The 26,878-nt window shown below is 61.5% G+C and carries 23 protein-coding genes; 16 read left to right on the plus strand and 7 right to left on the minus strand.

Annotated features, from left to right (window positions below; genetic code table 11):
• Positions 1–134 precede the first annotated feature (134 nt).
• The 6 genes from OW493_RS08860 to OW493_RS08885 all read left to right on the plus strand — a co-directional run bounded on the left by OW493_RS08860 (position 135) and on the right by OW493_RS08885 (position 4,905).
• Positions 135–695: a HupE/UreJ family protein gene (locus tag OW493_RS08860; protein ID WP_127735016.1), complete on the plus strand. Its 561-nt coding sequence runs from the start codon at positions 135–137 to the stop codon at positions 693–695.
• Entirely contained in the window at positions 692–1,243 is a 552-nt protein-coding gene (locus OW493_RS08865; protein ID WP_289863893.1) for a hypothetical protein, read from the plus strand. The genes OW493_RS08860 and OW493_RS08865 overlap by 4 nt, the downstream gene beginning before the upstream one ends.
• 363 nt (positions 1,244–1,606) lie before the next feature.
• Positions 1,607–2,500: a YHYH protein gene (locus tag OW493_RS08870; RefSeq protein ID WP_289863894.1), complete on the plus strand. Its 894-nt coding sequence runs from the start codon at positions 1,607–1,609 to the stop codon at positions 2,498–2,500.
• Positions 2,497–3,123 (plus strand): YbhB/YbcL family Raf kinase inhibitor-like protein, encoded by a 627-nt coding sequence (locus OW493_RS08875; RefSeq protein WP_289863895.1) that lies wholly within the window; start codon positions 2,497–2,499, stop codon positions 3,121–3,123. The genes OW493_RS08870 and OW493_RS08875 overlap by 4 nt, the downstream gene beginning before the upstream one ends.
• 74 nt (positions 3,124–3,197) lie before the next feature.
• Positions 3,198–3,896, plus strand: coding sequence for a PEBP family protein (locus OW493_RS08880; RefSeq protein WP_289863896.1), 699 nt, complete (start codon positions 3,198–3,200; stop codon positions 3,894–3,896).
• Positions 3,897–3,996: 100 nt separating this feature from the next.
• Entirely contained in the window at positions 3,997–4,905 is a 909-nt protein-coding gene (locus tag OW493_RS08885; RefSeq protein WP_289863897.1) for a hypothetical protein, read from the plus strand.
• 168 nt (positions 4,906–5,073) lie between these two features.
• Here OW493_RS08885 and OW493_RS08890 read toward each other — a convergent pair whose 3' ends face one another.
• From OW493_RS08890 to kdgR, 6 genes are all read right to left on the minus strand, one after another.
• Positions 5,074–5,994 (minus strand): alpha/beta hydrolase fold domain-containing protein, encoded by a 921-nt coding sequence (locus tag OW493_RS08890; protein ID WP_289863898.1) that lies wholly within the window; start codon positions 5,992–5,994, stop codon positions 5,074–5,076.
• 118 nt (positions 5,995–6,112) lie between these two features.
• Entirely contained in the window at positions 6,113–6,580 is a 468-nt protein-coding gene (locus OW493_RS08895; protein ID WP_289863899.1) for a thioesterase family protein, read from the minus strand.
• A complete protein-coding gene (locus tag OW493_RS08900) occupies positions 6,580–7,533 on the minus strand; it encodes an L-carnitine dehydrogenase (RefSeq protein ID WP_289863900.1) in 954 nt (317 codons plus the stop codon). Before OW493_RS08900 ends, OW493_RS08895 begins: the two co-directional genes overlap by 1 nt.
• Positions 7,530–8,465, minus strand: coding sequence for a 3-keto-5-aminohexanoate cleavage protein (locus tag OW493_RS08905; RefSeq protein ID WP_024952191.1), 936 nt, complete (start codon positions 8,463–8,465; stop codon positions 7,530–7,532). The genes OW493_RS08900 and OW493_RS08905 overlap by 4 nt, the downstream gene beginning before the upstream one ends.
• Positions 8,466–9,180: 715 nt before the next feature.
• Complete coding sequence (locus OW493_RS08910) at positions 9,181–10,209, minus strand: polysaccharide lyase family 7 protein (protein WP_289863901.1); 1,029 nt, start codon at positions 10,207–10,209, stop codon at positions 9,181–9,183.
• Between the two features lie 597 nt (positions 10,210–10,806).
• On the minus strand, positions 10,807–11,607 hold the full coding sequence (gene kdgR / locus OW493_RS08915) for a DNA-binding transcriptional regulator KdgR (protein ID WP_084208418.1): 801 nt from the start codon (positions 11,605–11,607) through the stop codon (positions 10,807–10,809).
• Between the two features lie 351 nt (positions 11,608–11,958).
• Here kdgR and OW493_RS08920 point away from each other — a divergent pair, with 351 nt between their 5' ends.
• The 7 genes from OW493_RS08920 (at position 11,959) to OW493_RS08950 (ending at position 22,699) form a co-directional block, all read left to right on the plus strand.
• Complete coding sequence (locus OW493_RS08920; protein ID WP_084208419.1) at positions 11,959–12,303, plus strand: cupin domain-containing protein; 345 nt, start codon at positions 11,959–11,961, stop codon at positions 12,301–12,303.
• A gap of 165 nt (positions 12,304–12,468) precedes the next feature.
• Positions 12,469–13,242: an SDR family oxidoreductase gene (locus tag OW493_RS08925; protein WP_136939248.1), complete on the plus strand. Its 774-nt coding sequence runs from the start codon at positions 12,469–12,471 to the stop codon at positions 13,240–13,242.
• Positions 13,243–13,379: 137 nt separating this feature from the next.
• Complete coding sequence (locus OW493_RS08930) at positions 13,380–15,539, plus strand: heparinase II/III family protein (RefSeq protein WP_289863902.1); 2,160 nt, start codon at positions 13,380–13,382, stop codon at positions 15,537–15,539.
• 105 nt (positions 15,540–15,644) lie between these two features.
• Positions 15,645–17,786, plus strand: coding sequence for a heparinase II/III family protein (locus OW493_RS08935; protein ID WP_289863903.1), 2,142 nt, complete (start codon positions 15,645–15,647; stop codon positions 17,784–17,786).
• A 225-nt stretch (positions 17,787–18,011) separates the two neighbouring features.
• Positions 18,012–19,799 (plus strand): transporter, encoded by a 1,788-nt coding sequence (locus OW493_RS08940; protein ID WP_077371173.1) that lies wholly within the window; start codon positions 18,012–18,014, stop codon positions 19,797–19,799.
• A 337-nt stretch (positions 19,800–20,136) separates the two neighbouring features.
• A complete protein-coding gene (locus tag OW493_RS08945; RefSeq protein ID WP_289863904.1) occupies positions 20,137–20,829 on the plus strand; it encodes an oligogalacturonate-specific porin KdgM family protein in 693 nt (230 codons plus the stop codon).
• 154 nt (positions 20,830–20,983) lie between these two features.
• The gene (locus OW493_RS08950; RefSeq protein WP_289863905.1) at positions 20,984–22,699 is read left to right on the plus strand and encodes a hypothetical protein; all 1,716 of its coding nucleotides are present in this window, start codon (positions 20,984–20,986) and stop codon (positions 22,697–22,699) included.
• Positions 22,700–22,722: 23 nt separating this feature from the next.
• Here the strand turns inward: OW493_RS08950 and OW493_RS08955 are convergent, their stop codons facing one another.
• Entirely contained in the window at positions 22,723–23,760 is a 1,038-nt protein-coding gene (locus tag OW493_RS08955) for a LacI family DNA-binding transcriptional regulator (RefSeq protein WP_289863906.1), read from the minus strand.
• A 163-nt stretch (positions 23,761–23,923) separates the two neighbouring features.
• Between OW493_RS08955 and ltnD the strand changes: the two genes are divergently transcribed.
• The 3 genes from ltnD to otnC are packed head-to-tail and all read left to right on the plus strand — an operon-like array spanning position 23,924 to position 26,864.
• Complete coding sequence (ltnD, locus tag OW493_RS08960) at positions 23,924–24,862, plus strand: L-threonate dehydrogenase (protein WP_289863907.1); 939 nt, start codon at positions 23,924–23,926, stop codon at positions 24,860–24,862.
• Positions 24,862–26,214, plus strand: a complete 1,353-nt coding sequence (otnK, locus tag OW493_RS08965; RefSeq protein ID WP_289863908.1) for a 3-oxo-tetronate kinase — start codon at positions 24,862–24,864, stop codon at positions 26,212–26,214. Before ltnD ends, otnK begins: the two co-directional genes overlap by 1 nt.
• On the plus strand, positions 26,211–26,864 hold the full coding sequence (otnC, locus tag OW493_RS08970) for a 3-oxo-tetronate 4-phosphate decarboxylase (protein WP_077371185.1): 654 nt from the start codon (positions 26,211–26,213) through the stop codon (positions 26,862–26,864). Before otnK ends, otnC begins: the two co-directional genes overlap by 4 nt.
• Positions 26,865–26,878 lie beyond the last annotated feature (14 nt).

Raw genomic sequence — 26,878 nt, forward strand, 5'->3', positions numbered from 1 at the left:
GCACCTCTTCATGCACCTCATCTCGCACCACATCTCACACCTCTTCTCGCGTTGCGCCTCTCGCGGCTCACTCCGCTCGGCGTCGTGACTCGCGGCCTTGCCGCTTGCCCCGTCTGACGGCTGCCCTTGTCGGCATGTTGACGGTGCTCTTCACCCAGACAGCCAGCGCGCATGTCGATACGGATAGCGTCGGCGGCTTTGCCGCGGGCTTCCTGCACCCCCTCACGGGTCTGGATCACTTTACCGCCATGGCAGCCGTGGGGCTGTGGGGGGTGATTCTGGGGCGTCCTGCTTCCTGGCTGTTGCCGGTGGTCTTCCCGATGATCATGGCGCTGGGCAGTGTGGTGGGCATCGTGGGGGTGACATTGCCCGGAATCGAGATCGGCATTGCCTTGTCGGCTTTGGTGCTCGGCGGCTTCATCGCGGGGCGCGTGCGCCTGCCGCTGTGGATGGCCTGTGCGGTGATCTCCGTCTTTGCCGTCTGTCATGGCTACGCCCATGGGGCGGAGTTGCCCCTGGCGTCTGATCCCTTTGCCTTTGCGATGGGCTTCATGGTGGCCACCGGCAGTCTGCATGCCGCGGGTATCGGCGTTGGCATCATGGCGGAGCGCTTCCGTCAGGGCATGTTGCTGCGCGGATTGGGGATTCTGACGGCACTGCTGGGTGTCTACTTCCTGGTCGAGGCATTGTCATGATGTGGCCGGAACAGTGGATGATCGGCGTTCGTGCCGTCTGTGGCAGCCCGGTGATCCTGTATCTCATCGTCACGGCGGGTCTTGTCGGAGTCGCCAGTCAGGACACGCTCACCTGGAAGGCGGGCGGGCGAATTCAGCTGCGGCTCATCAATGGCCTGCTGCTCGGGATCACCCTGTCACTCTTTGCGCCACAGAGGCTGGTAATGGCCGTGATGGGACTGGCCATGCTGGTGTCGTTGCTCGTCGCGATTCACGTACCGCTGCGCCATGCCTTCGGTCAGGGCATCTTCCAGCGGGTGCCGGCGCTGCTGGCCGGGCTGGTGGTGGCGCTGCTGTTTCTGGGCCATGAGGTGGCCTCGACACCCTTTGCCATCCTTCTCGGTGTCATGATGACGGTGATGTGGGGTGTCCTGCTTTGCTGTGCGATATTCGCGTTGATCGGTCGCCTTCTGCCTCGTGCGGCCTTCGTGATCGCGCAGCGAGTGCTGGGCGCCTGGATGGTCGCGATCGGTGCCATGTCACTGACCTTCATCGTGATGCAGTGGTAGCCGTCCCGGCATGACGAGAAGAACTCGGAGACCCTGTCGGCCTTCCTGCGTCCGCATCTGACTGGCTGACACCTCAGGCCACCCGGCCATGCGCGAATGCCTCATGAATTCATCGTCCGACACACAGGAAAGCCCATGCGCCCACATTCCCTGACGTCTCGGGGACGACCCCGTATCGTGAAGCCCGTCGTGGCACTGACGGTGGCATCCGTTCTCATGGTGCCAGTGTTCTTCCATGTCGCGCAGTCAGTCGCGAATGATCAACCCTCGCTCGCGAAGGCTCAGTCCGGCTCAGAAAAGTCCACGTCGGAGGCAGCGGCACAGCGTACGGGCAGGTCCGCCGCCGAGGCGCATTGCGCCGCCGTGAAGGCTTCCGTGCAAGATGCCGGCTTCGCCGACTCGGTGTCTGTCACCTGCCAGGACGGCAAGGCGCTGATCACCTCGGATACCTACCCGGATCACGAGATGATGACCGGTATCGTGGGCACCAATGAGCAGGTGCCGGTGCCCGCCAGCGACTACATCTCTCCGATCGCACTTGAGTCCACGCTGGAGGACACACCGCAGACACGTGATGCGGCGCTGGGGGTGGCCGTCAATGGTGTGCCCATCTATGACTACACCGGCGGCGGAGAGATGTCTCAGGATGACCTCTCAAGTTATCAGGCCAAGAATGACACCCTAGCCACCAAACAGCTGGATGCCTGTGGCGGGCACGCCGGACGCGGCGATGATTACCACTATCATGTCAAACCCGTCTGCATGATCGACAAGATGAAGAATGCCGATGACAACCCCATCATTGGCTGGGCTTTCGATGGTTACCCCATCTATGGCGATGACAACCCGGATGGCTCCCCTATCGCGATGGATGTGCTGGATGTCTGCAACGGACAGCCTGATGACACCTTCGGGTATCGCTATCACACCTCCGAACAGGCGCCCTACATCATTCAGTGTCTGATGGGCGAGGTGCCAGAGGCGAAAGACCTGCCGCGTGTTCCGCCGCTGAAGGCCGCGAGTGGCGATACGCAGGCCGACAGTCGTGGGCGGCCTGCCGGCACTCCGCCGCAAGGGGGCGTGGAAGACCTGGTCTTTACCCAGCAGGCAGACGGCAAGCGCAGCATGGATTACACCTATCACGGTGAAGCCTATTACATTCGCTATACGCCCACCGATACGCCCAATTGCTATGACTTCGAGACGCGTACCGTGACGGATGGTGGCGACGTCAAGACCGGGGAGTACTGCCGATGATTCGGGCATGGTCGAGCAAGTTATCGAGCAATCTGGCGGGCAAGTTCTCAAGTGCATGGCAGACGCGTCTAGCACGTGGCTTGGTCGTCGGGCTTGGTGCGATGGCCTTGGCCACACCGGCGCTGGCACAAGGCGACTTCACGCTCACCAGCCCTGCCTTCAATGATGATGGCTGGTTGCCGGATGACCTGAAATGCACTCGTGACGGCGGCGATGGCGTCACGCCGCCGCTGACATGGGGTGATGTGCCTGACGGCACACAGAGCCTCGCCCTCATCATGCATCACTATCCCAAAGGCACCGTCGAAGGTCGTGACGCACCCAGCCAGTATTGGCTGCTGTGGAATCTTCCGGCAGACACCCACGCCTTGCCGCGCGGCAACCCGGCGTCGCTGGGGGATGAGGGCGCCGACAAGGACAAGAAACGTATCGGGTATACGCCGCCTTGTTCACCTCCCGGCCCTGAGGGCTCTTATCACGAATACACGATCACGCTGTATGCCTTGAAGGCACCGCTGGAGGCGTTGCCGGATCATGACGACATGAGCGTGAACTGGGACACGATGACCGAGGCACTGCAGGGCAAGGTGCTGGATTCCTCCTCCATCATCTTCCGTAACTGAGCAGATGATGGACGCAAGCCCCCCCCTGCAAGCCAGGAAGCGCGATCGCCATTCACCACGAAAGGAATTTTTCCATGCGCACATTGCTGACCGCCGCCCTCATTCTGGCTGCCGCACCTGCCTTTGCCGATTCACATGCCAAGGATGAGCATGCGGCCAAGCCCAAGGCCGGCCCCCAGAGTGGCACCAGACTCAAGGCCGAGATCTGGGTCGATAACTGGTTCGAGATGTACGTCAATGGCGAGAAGGCGATGCAAGACAGCGTGCCGATCACCACGGAGCGTTCCTTCAATTCAGAAACCGCCATCATCGAGACGCGATTCCCGGTGACGATTGCCATCAAGGCCAAGGACTTCAAGGAAAACGATTCCGGCCTTGAGTACATCGGCACGGACCGCCAGCAGATGGGCGATGGCGGCCTGATTGCCCAGTTCCGTGATGCCAGAACAGGCGAGGTCATCGGGGTCACCAACCGCGACATGCATTGCCTGGTGGTGCAACACGCGCCTGTCGAGGCTTCCTGTGCCGATGAGAGCGACCCACAGGCAGGCGAGGGTGCCTGTGACTTCGAGGAAACCACGGTGGACGGTGACTGGACGGCCCCGGACTTCGATGACAGCGCCTGGCCGGCTGCCATCGAGCATCAGTACAGCGATGTCAGCCCGAAGGACGGCTACGACGATATCGACTGGGATGACAGTGCCAGGTTCGTGTGGGGGCAAAGCCTCAAGCAGGACAACACCCTGCTGTGCCGCATGACCCTCGACGGCTGAGAAGACACGCGAAAGGCGTGAGCGCCATGACATTGCATTGTGCCCGTTCCTCCCCCATCCCTGAGGGAGGAGCAGGGAGATCTCAAGGAATGGAGCACTTATGCAGTTCATGAAGAATGCCAAGGAACTGGCGCGCAATCCGCTCGGCATCATCGCGCTGTTCATCTCGTTGATCTACGGCTTCGCGAGCCTGTTGCTGAATTCATCCGCAGACAAGCTGACAGAGGTCGAGCGTTGGCCGCTGATCGCCTTCATCGTCATCTTTCCGCTATTGGTGCTGGGCGTGTTCTATCGTCTGGTGACCAGGCATCATGGCAAGCTCTATGCCCCCGGCGATTACCACAAGGACCGCTCCTTCATGCGCACCCTGTCGCCCGCCGAACAGGAGGAGCGCCTGACGGCCGAGGTACAGGACTCACTGGGCGGAGAGCCTGGCATCGAGATGCCGCCAGCCAAGGCCTCGTCTGCCCAGCCACCCGTGGATGATGCCGACGTGGCGCAACTGCTTCACGACGACAGTGACGATACGCCAATGGCGTCACCCGCCGGTGGGGCGGTGACATCGCATGAGATGTCGCGGGAGAAGATGACGCGAGAGCATCGCCATGAGCTGCGCGCATTGAAGACCGCACTGGTAGGACAGATCGTCCGCGAGTCCGGGGCAGAGCCGTCCGGCGAGGTACGTCATGATGTCCAGGTAGGGGATACGCGGGCATGCTTTGATGCGGTGTTTGCCGGCAAGGCCTCCACGACTACCTTCGTGGATGTCAGAGTGCTCAAGCATCACGCCAGGGCCGAGCGTATTCTCGACAGCATTCTCTATGAAGCTCTCATCGCACAGCGGGCGCTGGAGGATGATTTTCGTCTGGTGGTCGTGGTCGTGATCTACGGCGACGCGGACCTGCGTGAGCGACTACAGTCCCGCTGGCAGCCGCGGGTCTCACACTGCCCGGCGGATGTCGAACTGCGTGTCCTTCGACGCGATGACGTGCGCTGTGAGGCAGCGTGATGTGCTGAAGCGTGATCCACCGTAGCCATGGGAATGTCTCGTCCAGACACGGCAGATGAGGGGACACCTCGGGCCGGCCAGTGCTTGAGGTGGATCACGACGAAAAGAGGCCCGTACCGATGCCATCGGTACGGGCCTCTTTTCATGGCGCGACCGCCCGGGACGGCATCATGCCTCGCCAAGACGGCGCGTCAAGGCGTCACAGAAATCACGCCAGGCGATGCCCATCTCAGGCAATTCATGATGAGCGTGCAGGGCGGCGTGGACCATCCCCGTCGCGCAGTGATAGCCGACTTCCGCCCCCTGGGCCTTCCAGGTGGCGACGGCCGCCTCCAGCGGCGCCGTGAGAGGGTCATGTTCGACCGAGAGCACTTCGATGACCTGCGCCGGTGCCTGCCGTGAATGGGGTGGCGTCATGGCGTAACTATGCGAGGGGTCACCCTCGGCCACCAGCTGCCACATGGCGACGATTTCTTCACGGCTCAGCAGTGGCGCCGTCGGCCCCAGTGTGGCGAGGTCCTCATTGTCGAGGCTCAGTACCGGGTCCATCGGCGGGTAGATAAGGCCCAGCACATAGGGGGAGTGTGTCTCGTGATGCAGGCGTGCCACATCCATCACCAGTCGCCCACCGGCGCTGTCGCCGACCACCGCGATAGGGGCCAGTTCACGTACGGCAACATCACAGTCCATCAACGCCTGTTGATAGGAGGCTTCCGGCAACAGGCGATAATCCACGCTGATCACCTCACGATTGAGCCATGCCGCCAGACTTGCAGCGACGCCCTGATGGCTGTCCAGTGAACCGATCTGGCAACTGCCACCGTGGAGGTAGACGACACGGCCGTCCTTGCGTGGCGTATCGAGCATCGGGGTGAAACGGCGCAGAGGAATGACGTGGCCGTCATCACTGCGCAGGCTGTCATCGCGCAACGTGACACCCGCAGCGACTGGGGCGGCCAAACGCGCGTAGAGGGCTTCGCACTGCCGACGGGTCTCGGCGATCGAGAGACCTTCGAGTTCGGCCATGCCGTGAGAGAAAGCCTCGATGAAGGCCTGGCAGCGCAAGGGTGATGGTTTCTCGGTGGTCATGATCACAGGCCCCAGAAGATAAATGTTCTGCATACGATAACACCCCGCCAGAAACTGACGGGGTGTCGGTCCATCCTTCGAAAGGACGGTCTACTTCTTGACGCTGTCGGTGCGCATATCAGGCCGTCTTGCGACGGATACCGATACGGCGGCCAGCAGCCTTGGGCCAGTCTTCTTCGCCTGTCGGCTGGGGCAGGGCGGCAATGCGCTCCGCCACCGGTTCCGGGCAGGGGGTCGGACGACCACCACTGATGCTCATCGCCATCAACATCTGCTCACTGGTGGCGATCTCGCCGCCGTCAGCATCCGTCAGGGTGAACAGCACGTGCTGGCGCTTGGCATCATGGTCCAGCAGCAGGACCTTGACCTTTAGCGTCTGGCCTTCATGCGCTTCCGCCAGATAGCACAGGTGCGTTTCCAGGGTGTAGATGGTCAGGTCGTGCTCGCGACGACCGTCGGCATCCAGGCCCACGTGCTCCATCAGCGCTTCGACGGCCATCGAGAAGGCGCGCGCGTACTCGGCGTCATTCATGTGGCCGTTGTAGTCGACCCACTCATGCGGCACCGTGATCTCGAGCAGGTCCATCAGATACGACCCTCGAGGCCTTCAGCTTCCGGCCAGTACTTGCGTGTCAGCGTCAGCAGCTCGACCAGGAAGTCATCGCGACGACGGTCCAGTTCGGCAACCGGGCGACCCGCTGCCTGGTATTCACAGCCTTCCACGACCTTGTCGATCAGCTCGTCGGTCAGTTCCGGCGCTTCGAGTTTGGTCCACGGAAGTTTCAGAGCCGGGCCGAACTGTTCGAGCATGTGACGCATGCCCGGCTCGCCGCCGGCCAGGTGGAAGGTCAGGAAGGTGCCCATCAGCGACCAGCGCAGACCACAGCCATAGACGACGGCCGCGTCGATCTCTTCGGTGGTGGCGACGCCATCGTTGACCAGGTGCAGGGCTTCACGCCACAGCGCTTCCATCAGACGATCCGCGATGTGACCTTCGATCTCGCGACGCACGATCAGCGGACGCATGGCCAGTCCTTGATAGTCTTCGCGTGCGCCTTCCAGCAGCGCCGGGGAGGTGTGCTCGCCACCCACCAGCTCGACCAGCGGCAGCAGATAGACCGGGTTGAAGGGGTGGGCGACGATGACGCGGCCCGGCGCCTTCTTGCAATCCTGCTGCAGATCGGTCGGCTTGAAGCCGGAGGTGGAAGAGCCGATCACCACGTGCTCTTCGGCCGCGTCATCGATGGCGCTGAGGATTTCCTGCTTGAGCGGCAGACGCTCCGGCACGTTTTCCTGGATCAGATCAGCACCGACGACAGCTTCCTCGAGGGTCGCGGCGAAGCGCAGGCGCTCGACGGAGGCGCCTTCCGCCAGGCCATCCTTCTCCAGTGCATGCCAGGCATTCTCGACGAAGGCGCGAGTGCGGGCTTCGGCGTCCGGGGCCGGATCAAAAGCGACCACATCCCAGCCATTGGCCAATGCACGTGAGATCCAGCCATTGCCGATGACACCGGTTCCTACGACAGATAACTGGCTCATGCGACACCTCCAGCGGTTTCGAGGGCTGCCACGTCGCCGGCGGTCTTGCCGGTAGACGGATCACGCAGCTTGAGGAAGGCGCGCGTCTCGGCCGGGGTCATCACGCTGGAGCCCAGGTTCTCGATGATGCCAGAGGACTTCTCGACCAGCTGTGCATTGGTCGCCATCACGCCCTTGGACAGATAGAGGTTGTCTTCCAGACCGACGCGAGCGTGACCGCCCAGCAGCACAGCCTGTGCGACCATCGGCATCTGCATGCGGCCGATACCGAAGGCTGCCCAGTTGGAGTTGGTCGGAAGCTTGTTCTTCATGGTCAGCATGGTTTCGGTGTCGGCTTCCGCGCCCCACGGAATGCCCAGGCACAGCTGGAACAGCAGGTCGTCGTCGAGCAGGCCTTCCTGCTGCAGCTGGCGAGCGAACCAGACGTGGCCCAGGTCGAAGCACTCGAGCTCCGGCTTGACGCCAGCGGCCTGCACCAGACGAGCGTGCTCACGTAGCCAGTCAGCGGTGTTGATGTAGACCATGTCGCCGAAGTTCAGGCTGCCGCAGTCCAGGGTGCACAGTTCCGGCAGCAGTTCCTGGATCGGCGCGTGACGCTCGGCCGGGGTCTGGATGTCGGTGCCCGGGCCACCACGAGTCGGGTCGTTGACGTCAGGAATCCAGTCGCCGCCGCCACCGGCGGTGATGTTCATGACGATGTCGGTGTCGGCGGAACGCACACGGTCCATGACTTCACGGAAGTGCTCGGTGGAGTGGCTGATGCCGCCGGTCTCCGGATCACGCACGTGAATGTGGGCCACGCTGGCGCCGGCCTTGGCCGCCGCGATGCAGTCATCGGCGATCTGCTTCGGCGTCACCGGGACATTCGGGTTCTTGCTGGCGGTATCACCCGCGCCAGTGATGGCGCATGTCAGGATAGTCTTGCGATTCATCGTCGAGCCTCACGTGTCAGGACACTTGTCTGCGGTAAGTCGCAGCGGCCATGTCACCAGACGTCAATCTGCACGCCCCGGTCGCATCGCCTCTGCGCCTTTGTTGAACACAGTGTCGTGAAGTTGGGGGCAGCGAGATGATCAGAACACGCCGGATACTTTGCGTTTTACGTCAACCTGCCGCTCGCAGCAGATTGAGGGTGATCACTGACATCTCTTGCAGGCTTCTCGACGTCTTTCTCCGACAGGCAGGCCAAGGGTAGCGATACGCTCATTGCGTCGAGGAGGAGAGGGTCGAGATGAAGGAAGAGTGTAGGGATGAGAGAGGAGAGAGATGAGAGATGAGAGCGAAAAGAGATGAGAGAGGAAGTGAGAGGGAGTGAGAGGAGAGAGGGAGCGAGAGGAGAGAATAGAAGAAAGGTGGCGTGAGAAGAGAGCGACAGGAAGGAGAGACAAGCCAGGGGAAATGGACAGTCTCGAGTGCCCTGGTCATCGGCAACGCAACTCCCCCTGGATTGCCAGAGGTAGGGCCTCTGACAATCCAGGGGGAAGAGGACGACATGCCCCTGGCTGAAGAGACATGTCCCTGGCTGAAGAGACATGGCCTTGGCTCAAGAGTATGAGTGGCAACCCCTTGCCCGAGACTCGTGATCTCACGCGGGTCTCATCCCTTGGGCGTCTCAGCGCTTCAGCATCTGATCAGTTCAATCTTTCATCACTGAATCTTGCCACTTTTCAGCTCAGAGAAGACCACCTTGGCGTAGTCGCCGTTGGCCTTGTCGGTTTCCCATACGCCCGTGCCTTCACAGGCATTGGAACTGGCCTTGGTATTGCATTGGTTGTAGGAGCCCGCCTTGAAGTACATCCAGTCACCGGCGTAGCCCGCCGGAAGGTCATCTGCGTCCACCTTGCCGTTGGCATCGACATTGTCGGCAAGGTTGATCTCGAAATTGCGTGTCGGATGGCCGTCCGAATTGAAGGTCAGATGCATGATGTCGCCCTTGACCTCGACCTTGTAGCTGAAGGTCTCGCCCAGCGAAATGCCTTCCTTGCCAGGATCAGCGTTGCTGCTCCAGTCGTTGCCCCATACCGCATAGCTGACATCCGTGCGTTTGGGATCTTCCTTGGCGAGATTCTTCTCGTAGTTCCAGAACACCGAGCCAGTGTCCTGATCCGGCAGCTTCTTGTAGAAGATCTTGAGTGGCTCGTTGCCATGCCCAAAGCCTTCATTCGCCTCCATCAATGCCTGGTCCTTGCCAGCATGTATCTGGCCGATGACCACCGAATAGGTTGACTTCCTGTCTGGTTTCTTCGAACGCTCCGCGACATGGTCCACGCGCAACGTGGCCTCAAGATAGCCGCCTATCTGAGCGAATTCATCGGCCTTTCCATGCGAGGCGAGTGCGAAGTTGTTCTTCGGGTCATGGGTGCCGATGCTGGTGTCGGTACCGCGTAGCATCTGACGCAGTTCCGTGCGGGCATTGCTTGAATTTGGCGTCGTGAAGGCACTGTTGGGCGTCACGAAGACCATATGGGAATCATCGTCGAGATAGAAATAGTCAGAGTGACGATAGCTCTGAAGGTCTGACACCTTGATTTCATCCACCTTGCCATTGCCGTCGGCGTCCATCGGCAGTGTCAGCTTCCAGGTGCTGAGATCGAATGTCTCTCCGGGGGGAGTGTCATTGGCAGCACTTGGCGATGAAATGATACCTGCACTGGCAGCGAGGAGAAATGCTGTCACCAAGGGGTGGCGTACCCGAGTATTACGCATGGTCTCAAGCCTTTTTTATGCTTATGGGGTGAGTGCCAAGATGGCAGTCGAAGGCTAGAGCCAGTTGATCATGACTGTCAAGACGATTTTTGATGAAAATGAAATAGCGTTTTGAAAACTGTATTTCCAATATTTTACAGAGGGTTATGTGGTGATCTGAGAGGTAGGATCGTGCTTTCATCCATGAGAGAGGAAAGGTATCGCTGTTGGCATCTCAATGATTGATAAGGAAAAAATCATATCAATGCGTTTTCTTGAATTTTCATGTCATCCATTGGTCATGCATGGCGGTTTCGCCATGGTGGACGCTGAATGAAGACAAGGCTTGACCGCCTCACGCAAGAAGAGAGTGAGCAGTTGCCTGAAGAGAATGAAGAAGGGGTGGCACGGTGTGTCGATACAATTGCTGGCATGAAGTACTGGCATGCCGACAACGGTGTGACAACGGAGATTCTTTCACGCTGTGACATCCATCCATGGATGTCAGGCGATTGGCGAGCAATGACTTGCACGCTGCGTGCCGGATAGCGAAGCGCTACCTGACGTCGTTCAGGGGTGATGCGTGTCTCAATCCGTTCCCTTCCAGCCAAGTTGGCGGGAAATATTGCGCCCGGATTCACACAGGTTGGCCTTGTAGGCCAGGGTGATATCCTGGTGATAGCGAATGGTGGGGATCGACATGCTCAAGGCGGCAATGGCCTTGCCGGTGTGATCAAGAATCGGTGTCGCGAAACAGCACACTCCGGCGTCCATTTCCTCGAGATCTTCTGCCAGACCCGACTGACGCGCCTGTGCGAGCTGCTCATCCAGCGCCTGACGCGAGGTCAGCGTGCGCTCGGTACGCGGTTCCAGTGGTTGCAGTGTCAGCAGGTGCTCAAGCTGGGCTTCGGTCATGCGTGACATCAGCGCCTTGCCCATGGCAGTGGTGTGCGCGGGGCAACGGTCACCGATGCGGGTATTCATGCACAGGTTGAAGTGCGAGTTGTACTTGTGGACATAGACGATTTCCCCGGTGCTGGCATCCAGAGTGCCCAGGTGAACCGCTTCACGGGTCAATTGCGACAGGGCGGCCATGTCGGGGTCCGCCATCTTGATCAGGTCCATGTTGCCCAGGGCTGAACTGCCCAGCACGAAGGCTTTCATGGTCAGGCGGTATTTCTCGCTTTCGCTGTCCTGGGCGACATATCCGAGGTTCTTGAGTGTCTGAAGAAACCGATAAGCAGTGCTTTTCGACATCATGGCACGCTGCGAGAGTTCGGCGAGGCTGGACTCATGATCGATATCCAGCCCCTCCAGCACTGCCATCACCTTCATCACCGCGGTGACGTTGTCGACCTTGGCTTCGGCAGCCTTGGTTTCTGAAGACATGAAATCCCTTATTCTGAAATTAATGAAACTTGATTTTAGAACACCCATCTTCGCTTTTACACCCTCAGCCGCGCTACCACAACGCTTGCGGCCGGTGGTGGCATCGATGGATGCGCTGAGCGGCAGATCATCGTCCAGGCATTGGAGCGGTCTAAAAGTCTAAGATGGAATGAAATGCTGTTTCAAAAATAAAAATCCCCTGCTACGTTTTCAAAACGCCATTTCAGATTGATGTCTCAATCGACGGTGTCCCTCGCGAATCTGCTCGCGCTGCGAGTGCGGGGGAGCGTCTCAAGGATGGGACATGGTGCTCAGGATTCAGTACCCGGTACTCAGCAGGGAGCGACAGCGATGAACGCAGGCAGTTTCTTCATCAACGACGAACAGGATTGGCAGGATGTCGAGCCGGGCATCCAGCGCAAGATCGTCGCCCACACCCCGGACCTGATGGCCGTATGCGTCAAGTTCGACCTCGGTGCCGTCGGTACGCCCCATCAGCACGAGATTCATGACCAGATCGGCTACGTCGTGCAGGGCGCATTCGAGGTCGAGCTTGACGGCGAGAAGCGCCGGCTCGGGCCGGGCGATGCCTTCGTCGCACCGCATCACACCCTGCATGGCGCCGTGGCGCTGGAGTCAGAGAGTGTGGTGATCGATCTCTTCTCGCCGCGCCGCGATGACATGCTGACACCGTGACGTTACGCCGCTCTCGGGCTCTGGCCCGGGTCGGCACTCTGGCGTCCTTAATGATGCGGTTTATCTAAATAAGACTTTATTGATTTATGGGTGATGACCATTGTGCCGGGGCCACTGACGCCCGCCATTCCCCCAATTTCATTCCACAATTTCAGGAGTGTCGTGATGTTTGAAGATCTCAAGGACAGACGTGTATTGGTGACCGGTTCCACTGCAGGCATCGGGCTTGAGGTGGCGCGAGCCTTCCTAGCGGCAGGTGCCAAGGTCGTGCTGCACGGCAGCCGGAGCCCGTCTCAGGCGGAATCGCTGCTGAGCGAGCTTTCCGCGCCGGGACGCGTGTTCTATCTGCAGGCGGACGTGCGCGAGACGGCTCAGTGCGAGGCGCTGGTGAAGCAGGCCGTCGAGGCCATGGGCGGGCTGGACGTGCTGGTCAACAATGCCGGCGGTCTTGGCGGGCGCCAGGGGCTCGAGGGCATTGACGATGACTTCTTCGACAATGTCATCGACCTCAACATTCGCTCGGTGGTGATGGTGACGCGCTTCGCGATTGAGCCGCTGCGCGCCTCGGCCCGCCAGTCCGGACAGAGCAGCAGCGTGATCACGACCGGGTCGATCGCGGGGCGTGAAGGCGGTGGCCTGGGCGCGTGCCTTTACGGTGGCAGCAAGGCAATGGTGCACAACCTGCATCGCAACTGGGTCAAGGAATTCACCAAGGACAGCATCCGCTTCAATACCGTGGCGCCGGGCACCATCGATACGGCCTTCCATGCCGACAAGAGCGATGCGCTCAAGCAGACCATCGCCGGCAGCATCGCCATGGGGCGCTTCGGCGAGTGCCAGGAAATGGCGCCGACCTACCTCTATCTCGCCTCGCATGCGGCCAGTGGCTATGTCACCGGCCAGGTGATCGACGTCAATGGTGGGCAGATGTGTCCGTGAGTTCGTCAATCCGTGCTCAGGCAATCTCTGCGCCCTCTGGTGTCGCGGGGCCGGGCGAGACTGAGCCAACCAGGGACGTCCGACAAGCTGTCGGGCATCAAGACGACACGCCAACCATCATCGCGAGTGGCCACGCCATGGAACAGACATTGCTATTGGATCGCGCAGCACTGACGGCGCTGCGCCAGGCCCATGAATCGCAGGACAGGAGCGGACTGCTGGCACGCCGGCTGGCACATGCCGAGACGAGCCTGGCGTCGGTCCTCTCGGCACCCCTGTGCATTCCCGGGCAGGGTGAGGCGGGCGGAGAAGAGCATGCACGCCACAAGCTCAACTATCAGCACGTCAATCTGGCCTCTCAGCTGTGGCTGGTGACACATGATGAGCGCTATCTCGAATTCGTGCGTGGCCTGTTGCTGGGATATGCCGAGATCTATGAAGCGCTGCCCGCCCATGTCTCCAGGGACAGCAATCCGCCGGGCAAGCTGTTTCACCAGTGTCTGAACGAGGGGATGTGGCTGCTGTACGCCGCGGATGCCTACGGCAATATCCGCTCGGAATTGCCTGAGGCGGAGCGTGAGCAGATCGAAGCGCATCTATTGCGTCCGATGATCGACCTGCTGGTGGTGCAGAACGCCCATGACTTCGATGTGGTGCACAACCATGGCATCTGGTCCGTGGCGGCGGCGGGGATTGCCGGGCTGGTACTGGGAGACGAGGCGCTGGTGGAGCAGTCATTGCTCGGCAATGCCCGCGATGGCGCCAGCGGTGGCTTTCTCGCCCAGCTGGACCAGCTGTTCTCGCCGGACGGCTATTACCTGGAAGGCCCCTATTACCATCGCTTCGCCCTCAGACCGATGGTGCTCTTCGCCGAGGCATTGGTGAACAGTGGCGTGCGGCCGGACATCCATGATCATCGCGATCAGATCATTCGCAAGGCGATTCTGTGTCTGCAGGAGGTCGCGTTCCCCGATGGCCGTTTCCTGGCGCTCAATGACAGCTCAAGAACCATGGGACTGATCGATGAGGGCGCGATGCTGGGCGCTGCCACGCTGCTCAAGCGCTATCAGGATACGCGGCTCAATCCGGCGGTGGCGGGTCTGATCCGCGACAAGGTCGAACGCCTGCCGCTGTGTGGTGGCAGTCAGTCGCTGGCGGAATTCGCCGAGACGGCGACACGGGCCCCCGGCGCACGTGCCAGTCAATTCATTTCCGATGGTCGCGAGGGCAATGCGGGCGGTCTGGCCATCCTGCGTGCGCCTTCGGCGAGCGGTGCGGAAACCATGCTGTATCTGGCCTTCGGACAGCATGGCAGTGACCCCACGCTGCACTCGGCGCTCGATCATGGTCACTTCGATGGCCTGCACTTCGGTTATCACAACGGCCAGCACGAAGTCCTGACCGACTATGGCTTCAGTCGCTGGGTCAATATCGAACCGAAATTCGGTGGCCGCTACACCCCGGAGAACCGTTCCTACGCGAAGCAGAGCGTGGCGCACAACACCCTGGTCGTGGATGAAACCTCGCACCATGGGCTGGACACCGCACGCGCCTGTGAACATCACGGGGAACTCGGCGCCTTTGACACGACTGACCCGCGTCTGCAGATGGTTCGGGCGCGGCTCCGGGATTACGTGCCGGGCGTGGTGCTCACCCGCAGCCTGCTGCTGGTCTCGCTGCCGGAGATGGCCGAGCCGCTGGTCCTGGACCTGATGCAGGCACGCAGTGATGGCACGCATCGCTATGACTACCCCTTGCATTATCAGGGGCAACTGATGATGGCAGAGCCGGCGCTCGAGCAGCAGGCCTCACCCACGGCATTGGGTGCAGCCAATGGTTACCAGCATCTGTGGAAGATGGCGTCCGGCGCGGAGCAGGCGGCGGGCGTCTCGCAGGCCGTCACCTGGTTGCAGGAGAACCACTTCGTCACCGCGCGCATGGTGTGCACCGCGCCTGCCACGCTGGTCCAGGGCGTCATCGGGGCGAATGATCCCGAGCGCAATCTGCGCGATGAGCCCTACCTGTTGCTGCGCTCTCAGGCCTCTTCGCAGACGGTGGCCTGTGTCATCGAGACACACGGTGTCTTTGAGGAAGCGCGCGAGATCGCCAGTGAGGCGCGTCCCCGTGTCCTCAAGCTTCAGCTGCTTCAGGAGAGTGACGAGGCCTGTGTGCTGGCGCTTGAGCTGCGCGATGGCACTCGACACCGTCTCGCCGTCGCACTGACGCCCGGCGTGCAGCATGCGGTGAGCGTGGCAGGCGAACGCCTCGAATGGCAAGGCGGGTGCGCCTTGCTGTGATGCACCGCCACCTGCCTCGTGAGGCCATCCGTGTCGGTCGCTGCGAGGCAGGACCCGGGCAACAGGCAGGATCAGTGAACGCTTCATTCAGTGAGAATTCTATCTATGTCGGCACAAGGTGATTACCTGCTCTGGACCCGTGAGGAGCTTGACGAGCTTCGCAGGCAGCAGGGGCAGGACAATGCGATGGGGCGCAGCCTCGCCGCGCTGGAGGCCAGAGTGGCGGCCAGCATGGCGCGCGGTATCGTGATTCCGGGGCAGGGCGAGGCGGGTAGCTTCGAGCACAATACCCACAAGGAGAATGCCCGCGTGATCGAGGGGGCGGCTCTGTGGGGACGGCTCAGTGACAATGTGCAGGCCCTGGCGCACGCCGAGGAGCTGCTGGCGGGCTACGCGGCCTGCTACCGCGACATGCCGTATCAGGTCGCGCGCAATACCAATCCGCCCGGCAGGCTGTTCCATCAGATTCTCAACGAGCATATCTGGCTGCTGCATGCCTCGCTGGGGCTGGCGTTGCTCAAGCCGTCCCTGAGCGAGGCGCGGTATCAGTCGCTGCTGGATGGGCTTTTCCAGCCGATGCTCGAGATGTTCACCGAGACCTACCGCCACGATTTCGACCGCATTCACAATCACGGCCTGTGGGCCGTGGCGGCGGTCGGGATCTGCGCGATGGTGATCGAGAGTCCTGAGCATCTGGCGATCTCCATCGATGGCCTGGATGGCAGCGGCGAGACCGGCGGCTTTCTCGCCCAGATCGCGCTGCTGTTCTCCCCGCAGGGCTATTACGTCGAGGGCCCCTATTACCATCGCTTCGCCATCCATCCGCTGTGTCTGTTCGCGGAGGCGATCGAGCGTCACCACCCTGAACGCAAGGTGCTGACACATGCCGACGGACGCATCGAGAAATCGCTGCACGTGCTGCTGTCCACGGCCTATCCGGATGGACGCTTTCCGGCGCTCAATGACGCCTCGCGCAGCATGAATCTCGATGATGAGGGCGCGCGCTGCGCCATGTCGCTGCTGGCGGCACGATACGAGGCACCCCGGGAGCTGCTGGCCATGGCGCGTCAGCAGCAGGGCTGCTGGATCCATGCCAATGGACTGGCGCTGCTGAACGCGGTGCAGGGTGTCGACATGCAGGTGGAAGCGACCAGCCAGCTCTTCCGCGATGGCCCGGATGGCCAGTCTGGCGGGCATGCGCACCTCAAGCGTGGGCAGGGGCTTGCGGCACAGCATGCCGTGCTGACGGCCGGTCAGCACGGCATGGGGCATGGCCACTTCGATGAGCTGGGGCTGAGCTTCTTCTCGCGTGGCAAGGAAGTGCTCAAGGAATATGGCTTCGCACGCTGGGTCAATGTGGAGACCAAGTTCGGTGGACGCTACCTCAAGGAAAACGAGGGCTATGCCAAGCAGAGTGTCGCCCACAACCTGGTCGTGGTGGACATGCAGTCGCAGCACGCGGCGAATCACGCGCTGTCGGACGAGCGACATGGCGAGATCTCACTGCTGACTGGTTGCGCGGCGGGTGCGCGTGCCCGATGTGACAACGCGCATGACGGCGTGGCCATGCAGCGTGAGGTGCTGCTGGTGGAAAGCCGTCATACCGAGACTCCGATTCTGCTGGATGTCTTCACGCTGACCTCGGAGCAGCCGCACGTCTATGACTACACCTTCCATCATGGTGGTCATGTCGTGCGCTGGTGGGGAAGTGAATTCACCGCGCTGGATGCCCTGGAAGTGATGGGGGATCGCCACGGCTATCAGCACCTCTGGAAGCAGGGGCAGTGCCGGCCCGCCACCGGACACAGCATGACCTGGCTTGAGGGTGACAGTTTCCATAGCTGGCATCAGATCACCCAGGCACCTGCTGAAGCCTTCCAGCTGCGTGTCGGTGCCAATGACCCTGATCACAACCTGCGGCCTGACGCCAAGGTGATGACGCGCCTGACCGCCGCCTCGCAGACCTTCTATTCCCTGTTCGAGAGCCACGGGCATTTCGATGAAGCTCTGGAGCAGTGTGGTGGGGCGCGTCCGCAGGTGATCCATTTCCGGGTGCTGCCGAGTGCGGATGGCCTGACGATTCTCGAGTTGACCTTCGCCACCGGTCGACTGCTGGTGGTGCTGGCCGAGCCAGCCCGACAAGGGGAAAGCCTGACGCTCGAGGCCGGGGAGCGCCCCCTGCGAATCGAGCAGGATGTCACGCTCATTGATCTTCCAGACACGGCGCGGATGTCACAGAACGCCTGACCCGCCGTCGGCGTCCGAGGTCTGGATGGCGTCATCCGGGAGTCGATTCAGGATGTGAGTTGGACCGATCCAAACAACGGCCGGGATCTCTCCCGGAGATCGAAGACGCTGCCAGCGACAGATGAGACAGCGCCCCCCCGTGGTCAGGGAAAGGCGGCGGGGAAACGTGCACTGCCGGGTGCGCAACAACAATGACAAGACAGATAAAGACAAGAGTGCATTGCCATGAACCTAGATCTGGATACTGCCGTCATCGGCATCTATTTCCTCTTTCTGATCGCCATAGGCTGGCTGTTCAGAACCTTTACCTCAAGCACCAGTGATTACTTCCGCGGTGGCGGCAAGATGCTGTGGTGGATGGTCGGTGCGACCTCCTTCATGACCCAGTTCAGTGCCTGGACCTTCACCGGTGCGGCAGGCAAGGCCTACAACGATGGCTTTGCCGTGGCGATCATCTTCATGGCCAATGCCTTTGGCTATCTGATGAACTATCTGTATTTCGCACCACGCTTCCGGCAGCTGCGGGTCATCACCGTGATCCAGGCGATCCGGCAGCGCTTCGGGGCCGTCAACGAGCAGGTCTTCACCTGGTCCTCCATGCCCACCAGCATCATCAATGCGGGTATCTGGCTCAATGGTCTGGCCATCGTGACCTCCGGGCTGTTCGGCTATGACATGGAAACCACCATCATCGTGACCGGTCTGGTCGTGCTGGTGATGTCGGTGACCGGCGGTTCCTGGGCGGTCATCGCGTCAGATTACATGCAGATGGTCATCATCATGGCCGTCACCATCACCTGTGCCATCGTGGCCGTGATCCACGCCGGCGGCCCGAGCCATGTCGTGGAAGACTTCCCGGTGAACTTCCTGATCGGGGGTGACATGAACTACCTGTCGCTGTTCGCGCTATGGGGGTTCTTCATCTTCATCAAGCAGTTCAGCATCACCAACAACCTGCTCAACTCCTATCGCTACCTGGCGGCCAAGGATTCGAAGAATGCGCGCAAGGCGGGTCTGCTGGCCTGTGTCCTGATGACCATGGGGCCGTTCATCTGGTTCATGCCCAGCTGGTTCATGGCCAGTGAAGGGGTGGATCTGTTCGCGATGTATCCCGAGGCAGGTGCCAAGGCGGCCGACTTTGCCTACATGAGCTTCGTCAGCCTCTACATGCCTGCCGGGATGCTGGGGCTGTTGGTGGCGGCGATGTTCGCCGCGACCATGTCCTCGATGGACTCCGGCCTGAATCGCAACTCCGGGATCTTCGTGAAGAACTTCTATGAGGTCGTGCTGCGTCCCAAGGCGTCTGAAGGTGAACTGCTGCTGATGTCGCGCCTGTCCTCCACCGTCTTCGGCCTGGCGATCATCGGGTTTGCCCTGTTCATCAACTCCCTGAAGGGACTGAGCCTGTTCGACGCCATGATGTATGTCGGCGCTCTGATCGGTCTGCCGATGACCATTCCCGGCCTGCTCGGCTTCTTCATCCGCAAGACGCCTGACTGGGCGGCCTGGGCGACGCTGGTGGTCGGTGGCCTGGTGTCCTATGTGGTCGGCTTCTTGATGACGCCGGACTTCATCGTCAACACCTTCGGTCTCGACGCGGACCTGACCTCGCGTGAATGGAGCGACATGAAGGTGGCGGTCGGCATCATGGCGCACACCGTGATCACGGCAGGCTTCTTCGTGCTGACCACGCTGTTCTATCGCGGCCTTTCCGCCGAGCGCGAAGCGGAAGTCGCGACCTTCTTCACCAACCGTGACACGCCCGTCATCAGCGATGACGAGGAACATCGCAGCGTCGACAACCGCCAGCGCAACATTCTCGGCTACCTGATCCTGGTTGCCGGCCTGGGCGTGATGCTGATGTTCCTGGTACCCAATCCCTTCTGGGGACGCATGGTCTTCGTGCTGTGTGGCGGCATCATCGTGGCGATCGGTCTGCTGCTGGTGACCTCCATCGACAAGACGTCACATTCCAGGGAAGAGCGCCTGGTCAGCGATGGCAGTACGCGCTGACGCGGCGTGATGGTGAGCGGCGCTGGCACCTGGTGCCTCGTCGCTCACTTGGCTCGCCATTCGTGCGCGCCACTCGCTCCGTAAACCTCTGATACCCCGAACCCGAATCCCCCCCTCCTGACTCGGTCAACGTCAATGACCACATCAGCAGGAGAGTCGATGCGCCTTTGCGCCATCGGCAGGGGATTCTGCGGCCTGCATCTGGCGTCTGGATCGATCCAGTACGCCGATGCCAACACAAGGCAACCCACGCGCTAGCCAATGCCGGGCACGCGACAGGACGCAGGTTGCCTGCAAGTCAATTGACTGACTCCCCATAAAAACAATGAGGTACGCCATGAAACACTACAACAAGATCTCCCTTTCGATTGCCGCACTGGTGTTCACTACCAGCGCCCAGGCCGTGACACTGGATATTCGTCATGAATACAAGCATCACGCCAAGCAACATGCCACCCGAGTCAAGGTGAGCGATTCCATCGACAACTTCTATTACGGGCTGGAATCCAAGTTTGCGTCCGAGAAGCGTGAAGATGGCTCACAACCCGCGATGGGGAATCTGGAGCGCGGTGACAGTGAGATCGATTGGGGCTTCAAGTTCAAGCTGGACGATAACTGGTATATCCAACCCGGCATGCCCATCGCGTTCGGGGACGGCAAGTACACGATCAAGCCGCAGCTGCGTGTCGGCTACAAGGCCAGCAGTATCCCCTTGACCACGGCGCTGCGCTATCGTCGGGAATACTCCAACTACAGTGAAGATTCCAATGATGATTATGAACAGAACAAGATCACCTTCACCATGTCCTACAACCACGGCAAGAATAAATACTGGCTGGAGGCCAACTATTATCGCAACGAAGACAAGGACATCTACAACAATACCCGCGAGAACTACGATTATATTCTGAGTGCGGGGCGTCGCATGGGATCATGGTTCCCGTATCTGGAATTCGCGGATGTCAGTTCCAGTTCCAGTACCGATACGCGTCAGCTCAAGACACGTGTCGGCTTGAAATATTATTACTGATCATGAAGTGCTAGACAGATGAGCGCGCAAGTCTTGCGCGCCCGGCGTCAGTATCACGCCTCATGATGGGGAAGGGCACTCTCGAGCCCCCGAATACTCGGGTTCGAGAGTGCAGGAATGTGCGTCGGCACGGGAATGATCGGCAGGGAGCCACATGACACAGCTGGATAGAGTCGCACTGTTCTTCTCCATCATCCTGATCGTTCTGACGATCCTGGTCTATCGACGTCGCAGCCAGACCCCGGACAGCTTCATCCGGGGGAGCGGCAACGTGCCCTGGTGGATGGCGGGGAGTACGGCGTTCATGACGCAGTTCTCCGCCTGGACCTTCACCGGGGCCGCCCAGAAGGCCTACGAGGATGGCTTTGCCGTGCTGGTGATCTTCTGGGGCAATGCGCTGGGCTTTCTGCTGGCGGCGCTGTATTTCGCGCCGCGTTTCCGCCGGCTGAGGGTCAGCACCTATTCCGACATCCTGGAGCTGCGTTACGGCAAGACGACGCAACTCGTGTATGTCATCAGTCAGATCTTCCTGACGCTGATGACCGCCTCCATCGGCCTCTACGGCGTCTCGCTTTTCCTGAGCGCGGTCTTCGGCTTTCCGGTGGTGAGCATCGCCGTGCTGATCGGCAGTCTCATCATCGCCATTACCCTGGTGGGCGGCGTGTGGATCGTCTCGGCCAACAACTTCATCCAGATGATGCAGCTGGCGATTCTCACGCTTGTCATCGGTGGCTTCTGCCTCACGCTGATGTGGAACGGATCGTTGAGCTTCCCTGAGTCGAACTGGGATTTCTGGATCGGCAGTTCACACAACAACCTGCTCATCATGGGGATCTGGTCACTGGCCATGCTGGTCAAGCAGTGCATCAGCATCAACAATGCCACCTCCAGCTATCGTTTCCTCACTACGGCAGATGACGGCGAAGCGCGCAAGGCGGCAGGCCTGGCGTCGGTGCTGTTCGTGATCGGGCCCGTGACCTGGTTCCTGCCGCCCTGGTTGCTGGGGTCGGCGGGCATCGACCTGGCGGCACGTTATCCCGCGCTCGGCAATGACGCGGCCAACGTGGCCTATGTGCATTTCATCATCCACTACCTGCCGTCCGGTGTACTGGGACTGGTGATCTCCGCCATGCTGGCGGTCACCATCGCGCCCATCACCACGGCCTTCAATCGTGATGCCGGCGTGATGATGCGACTCGTGATGCCACTGCTCGAGCAGACCTCCGGCATGGCAACGCGACTGGTGAGCCTGGGGCGGATGTTCGGTGTCGTGCAGGGTGTCATCGTCGTCCTGTTCGTCATCGTCCTGAGTCGCATTGAGCTGGTGAGCCTGTTCGACATCATGATCATGTTCGGGGTGCTGCTGCAGATGCCGCTGGCACTCCCGGCCCTGATGGTGCTCTTCAGAACGGGGGCGCCTGACTGGGCCGGGTGGGGCAGTGTGCTGGTGGGGATCACGGTCACGCTTGGCAGCTATCTCTGGCTCGACATGCCGACACTGCAGCGTCTGCCCTGGCTCTCGGGCTTCCCGGAATCCCAGCTGGTCGACATCAAGCTGGCGATATCGCTGGTCATCCAGATCGTGACTGTCGTCGGCTTCCTGTTCCTCGCCCGTTATCTGTATGCGCCAAGATGCCCGTTCTCACGCGCGCGACGGCTGGCGGAATTCTTCGCCAACCTCAAGCGTCCCGTCAGTCCTCCGCCTCTAGAAAGCGTATCCCGTCGTCGAATCAGCCTGCCGTCGCGTCTGCTGTGCGTCGCGGCACTGCTGTCCGTGGCGCTGGCCAGCTTCTCCTCCACGCTGGCGGGCCTGAGTGTCTTCGTGTGTATCGCGCTGGGCCAGCTGATGATGGCGTGGGTGATGCGCTGAGCTTGTGTGTGCTCAGGGGGTGTTCAGGTACTGTCGCCGACCCGCAGCGTGAACCCCAGGTCGTGGCTCAGTTCTCCGACGGGTTCACCGTTGATGCGTGCCAGCAACTTGCGTGCGGCCACACGGCCTATCTGCTCCCGCGGTGAGACGATGGTGGTGAGGCGCGGCGTGACATGCTCCCCGATTGGCAGGCCATTGAAGCCGGCGATGGCGATATCCTCTGGGATGCGCACCCCAAGCCGCGCGGCGGCGAGAATCGCGCCACAGGCCATGTCATCGTTGGCGAAGTGGATGGCGTCGCAGTCAGGGTGGCTCTCGCGGATGCGCTCCAGCGCCTGCGCACCGCTGGTCATCTGCTGACGCACGGGCAGGTCGAGCAGGGGAGCCTCCTCGATACCGGCGGCGGCCAGCGCCGCGCGATGCCCGGCGTAGCGCATCGCCGCGCGATAGTCGCGATCGAGCTCGGCACCGGCGAAGTGGATCGTGCGATACCCGCATGCCAGCAGGTGCTCGGTCATGGCGCGTCCGGCGGCGACATGATCCATCCCCACGTTCAGATCCAACCCTTCCCCCAGCTCCATGATCTCCACGATGGGCTGATTCCAGTGCTCGAGTATCTGGCGCGTCGCCTCGTCATGGCGCAGTCCCGTCACCACCAGGCCCGCGGCCGACCAGCCCAGAAAGGTACGGATCAGCTGGGTTTCACGAGCCAGATCGTAATCCGTCTTGCCTAGCAGCAGCTGATAACCGTGCGCCTCGAATTCCTCCTGGAGCCCCTTGATCACGTCGATGAACACCACGTTGGACAGCGAGGGCACGATGACCGGAATCACGCGACTGGTGGCCGAGGCCAGGCTGCCGGCAATCAGGTTGCGCACGTACCCAACCTTCTCGATGGCCGCCTCGACCTTGAGGCGTGTCGCCTCGCGCACGCTGTCGGGACTGTTGAAGTAGCGCGAGACGGTGATCGACGAGACACCGGCTTCCCGGGCCACATCATTCAGGGTCGGCTGCATGGCCCCCTTGCGGCTGCGTCGGGATGATTCTGATTGATTAGACATTTGTCGCGTTTTCTCATCTGCCGCTTGTCGTGGCTTGGAGCCTAATCTATTAGTGATGTTAGCGCTAACATGGTAGCGCTAACATTCATGGAAGTGCAGATCGATGTCGCTGAAAGAGGCCGCCTTGATCGTCACTCGGAACAGGTTCAGCGGGAGACGCCAGATGACAGCAGTAACGACTTCACCAGTGATTGGCCTTGTCGGCCTCGGCGCGATGGGAATGGGCAGTGCGCGCGCCATGCTGGAGGCAGGCCTGGACGTGATCGGCTGTGATATCTCGCCTGGTGCCTGTCAGGCGTTTGACGCGGCAGGGGGGCGCACGGTGGCCTCGCCGCTGGAACTGGCGGCCGAGTGTCAGGTGGTGGTGCTGGTCGTGGTGAATGCCGATCAGGTCGAGCAGGTGCTGTTCGGGGCCCAGGGAGAGGGTGGGCTGGCCGAGGGGCTCGCGCCGGGTAGCCTGGTGATCCAGTGCGCCACCGTGGCGCCGAGCTTCGCGCGTGAACTGGAAACCCGCCTGAATGGCATGCAGCTGGAGCTGCTCGACGCCCCGATCAGCGGCGGTGCCGTCAAGGCACGCAGTGGTGAGCTGTCCGTGATGTCCTCCGGCAGCGACGCGGCTTACGTCAAGGCGGAACGCGTGCTGGCGGCGATGGCGGCCAATGTCTATCGGCTGGGCGACTGCGCCGGCCCGGGCTCCAGCGTCAAGCTAGTCAACCAGCATCTCGCCGGCGTTCACATCGCGGCGGCGGCAGAAGCCATGGCGCTGGGCATGAGCATGGGGATCGACCCCGACACCCTCTATGACGTCATCACCCATTCCGCGGGCAATTCCTGGATGTTCGAGAATCGCGTGCCGCACATCCTCAAGGGCGATTACACGCCGCTGTCGGCCGTCGACATCTTCGTCAAGGACCTGAACATCGTGCACAGCACCGGCCGCGAGCTGAAGCTTGCCATGCCGGTGGCCGGCAGTGCCCTGCAGCAGTTCACCGCCGCCAGTGGCGCCGGTTTCGGGCGCGAGGACGACTCGGCGGTCATCAAGGTCTATCAGCGTCTCGGCAGCTTCAGCCTGCCGGCCGCGAATGATGAAGGAGCGCAGTGATGCCGATCGTACTGGGCGGAATCGCCGATGACTTCACCGGCGCGACGGATCTTGCCAACAACCTGGTACGTGCCGGCATGCGCACCGTGCAGGTGATCGGGGTACCCCAGGATGCGCTGCAGGAAGGGGCGGCGAACGGACTGGATCTGACTGAGGTCGACGCCGTGGTGGTCGCGCTCAAGTCGCGCAGCTGCCCGGTGGATCAGGCGATCAGTGAATCCCTCGCGGCGCTTGAATGGTTGAAGGCCCAGGGGGCTCGCCAGCTGTTCTTCAAGTACTGCTCGACATTCGATTCCACGCCGGAGGGCAATATCGGCCCGGTCGCCGATGCGCTGCTGGAGGCGCTGGACAGCACACAGACCGCCTTCGTGCCGGCGTTCCCGATCAACGGGCGCAGTGTCTATCAGGGGCATCTGTTCGTGGGTGACCGTCTGCTCAATGACAGCGGCATGCAGCATCACCCCCTCAACCCGATGACCGATGCCGACATCGTGCGCGTGTTGTCACGCCAGACGCCCCAAGGCGTGGGGCTGCTCAACCACGCCACGCTGAGTGAGGGAGCGCAGGCCGCTGATGAGCGACTTGCCACGCTGAAGGCGCAAGGAGTGCGTCATGTGGTCTGCGACAGTCTCGACGAGCGTGATCTCGAGGTACTGGCCGAGACGCTGGTGGAGCACGCGCTGGTCACCGGCGGCTCTGGCCTCGCGCAGGCCTTGCCTGCCCAGTACCGCCGCAAGGGCTGGCTTGCGCAGATCGATGATGCGGCGGTCTTGGCCCCGGCGCAGGGCGCCGCGATGGTGCTGTCCGGCAGTTGCTCGCGCATGACGCTCAAGCAGGTGGCTCACTTCACCCAGCAGCATGCCGCCTTCGCGCTGGACCCCGTCAAGCTCAACGCGAGCGATGCCCACTTCGAGGCGGCACTCGACTTTGCCCGTGAGCAACTGGCGGCGACGGACCCCAAGCCATTTCTGATCTACGCCTCGGCCGAGCCGGAAAGCGTCAAGGCGGCGCAGGCGTCACTGGGCGTCAAGCAGGCCGGTGAACTCATCGAGTGCGCCCTGGCCAGTCTGGCCAGCACGCTGGTCGCGGAAGGGGTCGGTCGCCTGCTGGTGGCGGGGGGAGAAACCTCCGGCGCGGTGGTCTCGGCACTCGACATCCGTGAGCTGCGCATCGGCGGTCAGATCGACCCCGGCGTGCCCTGGACACAGGCACCGCACCCGGCCGCCGGCCCCTCGCAGCCGGAGGCGATGCTCTCGCTGACCCTCAAGTCCGGCAACTTCGGCGGCGAAGACTTCTTTACTCGGGCATTCGATGTCCTCGATGCCATGAATCCTCGCGAGGAGACCGCATGAGTCAGTCACGGCACGACATCAACGTGTTGCGCGAGCAGATCGCCACCTACGGCAAGTCACTGTTCGACCGCGGCCTGACCATGGGCTCCAGCGGCAACATCAGCCAGCGGCTGGACGATGGCGGCTGGTTGATGACGCCGACCAATGCCTGTCTGGGGCGCCTGGACCCGGCGCGCATCTCGCGTCTCGACGCCCAGGGCGTATTGATCGATGGCGATGCGCCGACCAAGGAGCACTTCCTGCATCGCGCCATGTATGACGAGCGCCCGCAGTCGGGTGCCATCGTCCACCTGCATTCGACCCACTCGGTGGCGGTGTCCTGCCTGCCGGACGTGAATCCCTGCGAGTGCATTCCGCCGCTGACGGCCTATTACGTGATGCGGGTCGGCAAGCTGCCGCTGGTGCCTTACTACATGCCGGGCGACCCCGCGCTGGGCGATGCCGTGCGTGGCCTGGCCGGCAAGCACTGTGCCGTGCTGCTGGCCAATCATGGCCCCGTCGTGGCCGGAAAGACCCTGGAAGCGGCGGTCTATGCCACCGAGGAGCTTGAGGAAACCGCCAAGCTGTTCCTGCTGCTGCAGGGCAAGAATCCGCGTGGGATGACCCCGGAACAGGTGGCGGAACTCGAAGCCAAATTCGGCCGCCCCTGAGTGATGACCTCTTC

The organism is Cobetia sp. 14N.309.X.WAT.E.A4, from assembly GCF_030397495.1.
Taxonomy (GTDB): Bacteria; Pseudomonadota; Gammaproteobacteria; order Pseudomonadales; family Halomonadaceae; genus Cobetia; species Cobetia marina.

What these genes read in the sequence shown, in the direction of transcription:
- OW493_RS08860 (WP_127735016.1), top strand. Translation starts at nt 135, where the DNA reads ATGTTGACGGTGCTCTTCACCCAGACAGCCAGCGCGCATGTCGATACG.
- OW493_RS08865 (WP_289863893.1), top strand. Translation starts at nt 692, where the DNA reads ATGATGTGGCCGGAACAGTGGATGATCGGCGTTCGTGCCGTCTGTGGC.
- OW493_RS08875 (WP_289863895.1), top strand. Translation starts at nt 2,497, where the DNA reads ATGATTCGGGCATGGTCGAGCAAGTTATCGAGCAATCTGGCGGGCAAG.
- OW493_RS08880 (WP_289863896.1), top strand. Translation starts at nt 3,198, where the DNA reads ATGCGCACATTGCTGACCGCCGCCCTCATTCTGGCTGCCGCACCTGCC.
- OW493_RS08885 (WP_289863897.1), top strand. Translation starts at nt 3,997, where the DNA reads ATGCAGTTCATGAAGAATGCCAAGGAACTGGCGCGCAATCCGCTCGGC.
- OW493_RS08890 (WP_289863898.1), bottom strand. Translation starts at nt 5,994, where the DNA reads ATGACCACCGAGAAACCATCACCCTTGCGCTGCCAGGCCTTCATCGAG.
- OW493_RS08895 (WP_289863899.1), bottom strand. Translation starts at nt 6,580, where the DNA reads ATGGACCTGCTCGAGATCACGGTGCCGCATGAGTGGGTCGACTACAAC.
- OW493_RS08900 (WP_289863900.1), bottom strand. Translation starts at nt 7,533, where the DNA reads ATGAGCCAGTTATCTGTCGTAGGAACCGGTGTCATCGGCAATGGCTGG.
- OW493_RS08905 (WP_024952191.1), bottom strand. Translation starts at nt 8,465, where the DNA reads ATGAATCGCAAGACTATCCTGACATGCGCCATCACTGGCGCGGGTGAT.
- kdgR (WP_084208418.1), bottom strand. Translation starts at nt 11,607, where the DNA reads ATGTCTTCAGAAACCAAGGCTGCCGAAGCCAAGGTCGACAACGTCACC.
- OW493_RS08920 (WP_084208419.1), top strand. Translation starts at nt 11,959, where the DNA reads ATGAACGCAGGCAGTTTCTTCATCAACGACGAACAGGATTGGCAGGAT.
- OW493_RS08925 (WP_136939248.1), top strand. Translation starts at nt 12,469, where the DNA reads ATGTTTGAAGATCTCAAGGACAGACGTGTATTGGTGACCGGTTCCACT.
- OW493_RS08930 (WP_289863902.1), top strand. Translation starts at nt 13,380, where the DNA reads ATGGAACAGACATTGCTATTGGATCGCGCAGCACTGACGGCGCTGCGC.
- OW493_RS08935 (WP_289863903.1), top strand. Translation starts at nt 15,645, where the DNA reads ATGTCGGCACAAGGTGATTACCTGCTCTGGACCCGTGAGGAGCTTGAC.
- OW493_RS08940 (WP_077371173.1), top strand. Translation starts at nt 18,012, where the DNA reads ATGAACCTAGATCTGGATACTGCCGTCATCGGCATCTATTTCCTCTTT.
- OW493_RS08945 (WP_289863904.1), top strand. Translation starts at nt 20,137, where the DNA reads ATGAAACACTACAACAAGATCTCCCTTTCGATTGCCGCACTGGTGTTC.
- OW493_RS08950 (WP_289863905.1), top strand. Translation starts at nt 20,984, where the DNA reads ATGACACAGCTGGATAGAGTCGCACTGTTCTTCTCCATCATCCTGATC.
- OW493_RS08955 (WP_289863906.1), bottom strand. Translation starts at nt 23,760, where the DNA reads ATGTCTAATCAATCAGAATCATCCCGACGCAGCCGCAAGGGGGCCATG.
- ltnD (WP_289863907.1), top strand. Translation starts at nt 23,924, where the DNA reads ATGACAGCAGTAACGACTTCACCAGTGATTGGCCTTGTCGGCCTCGGC.
- otnK (WP_289863908.1), top strand. Translation starts at nt 24,862, where the DNA reads ATGCCGATCGTACTGGGCGGAATCGCCGATGACTTCACCGGCGCGACG.
- otnC (WP_077371185.1), top strand. Translation starts at nt 26,211, where the DNA reads ATGAGTCAGTCACGGCACGACATCAACGTGTTGCGCGAGCAGATCGCC.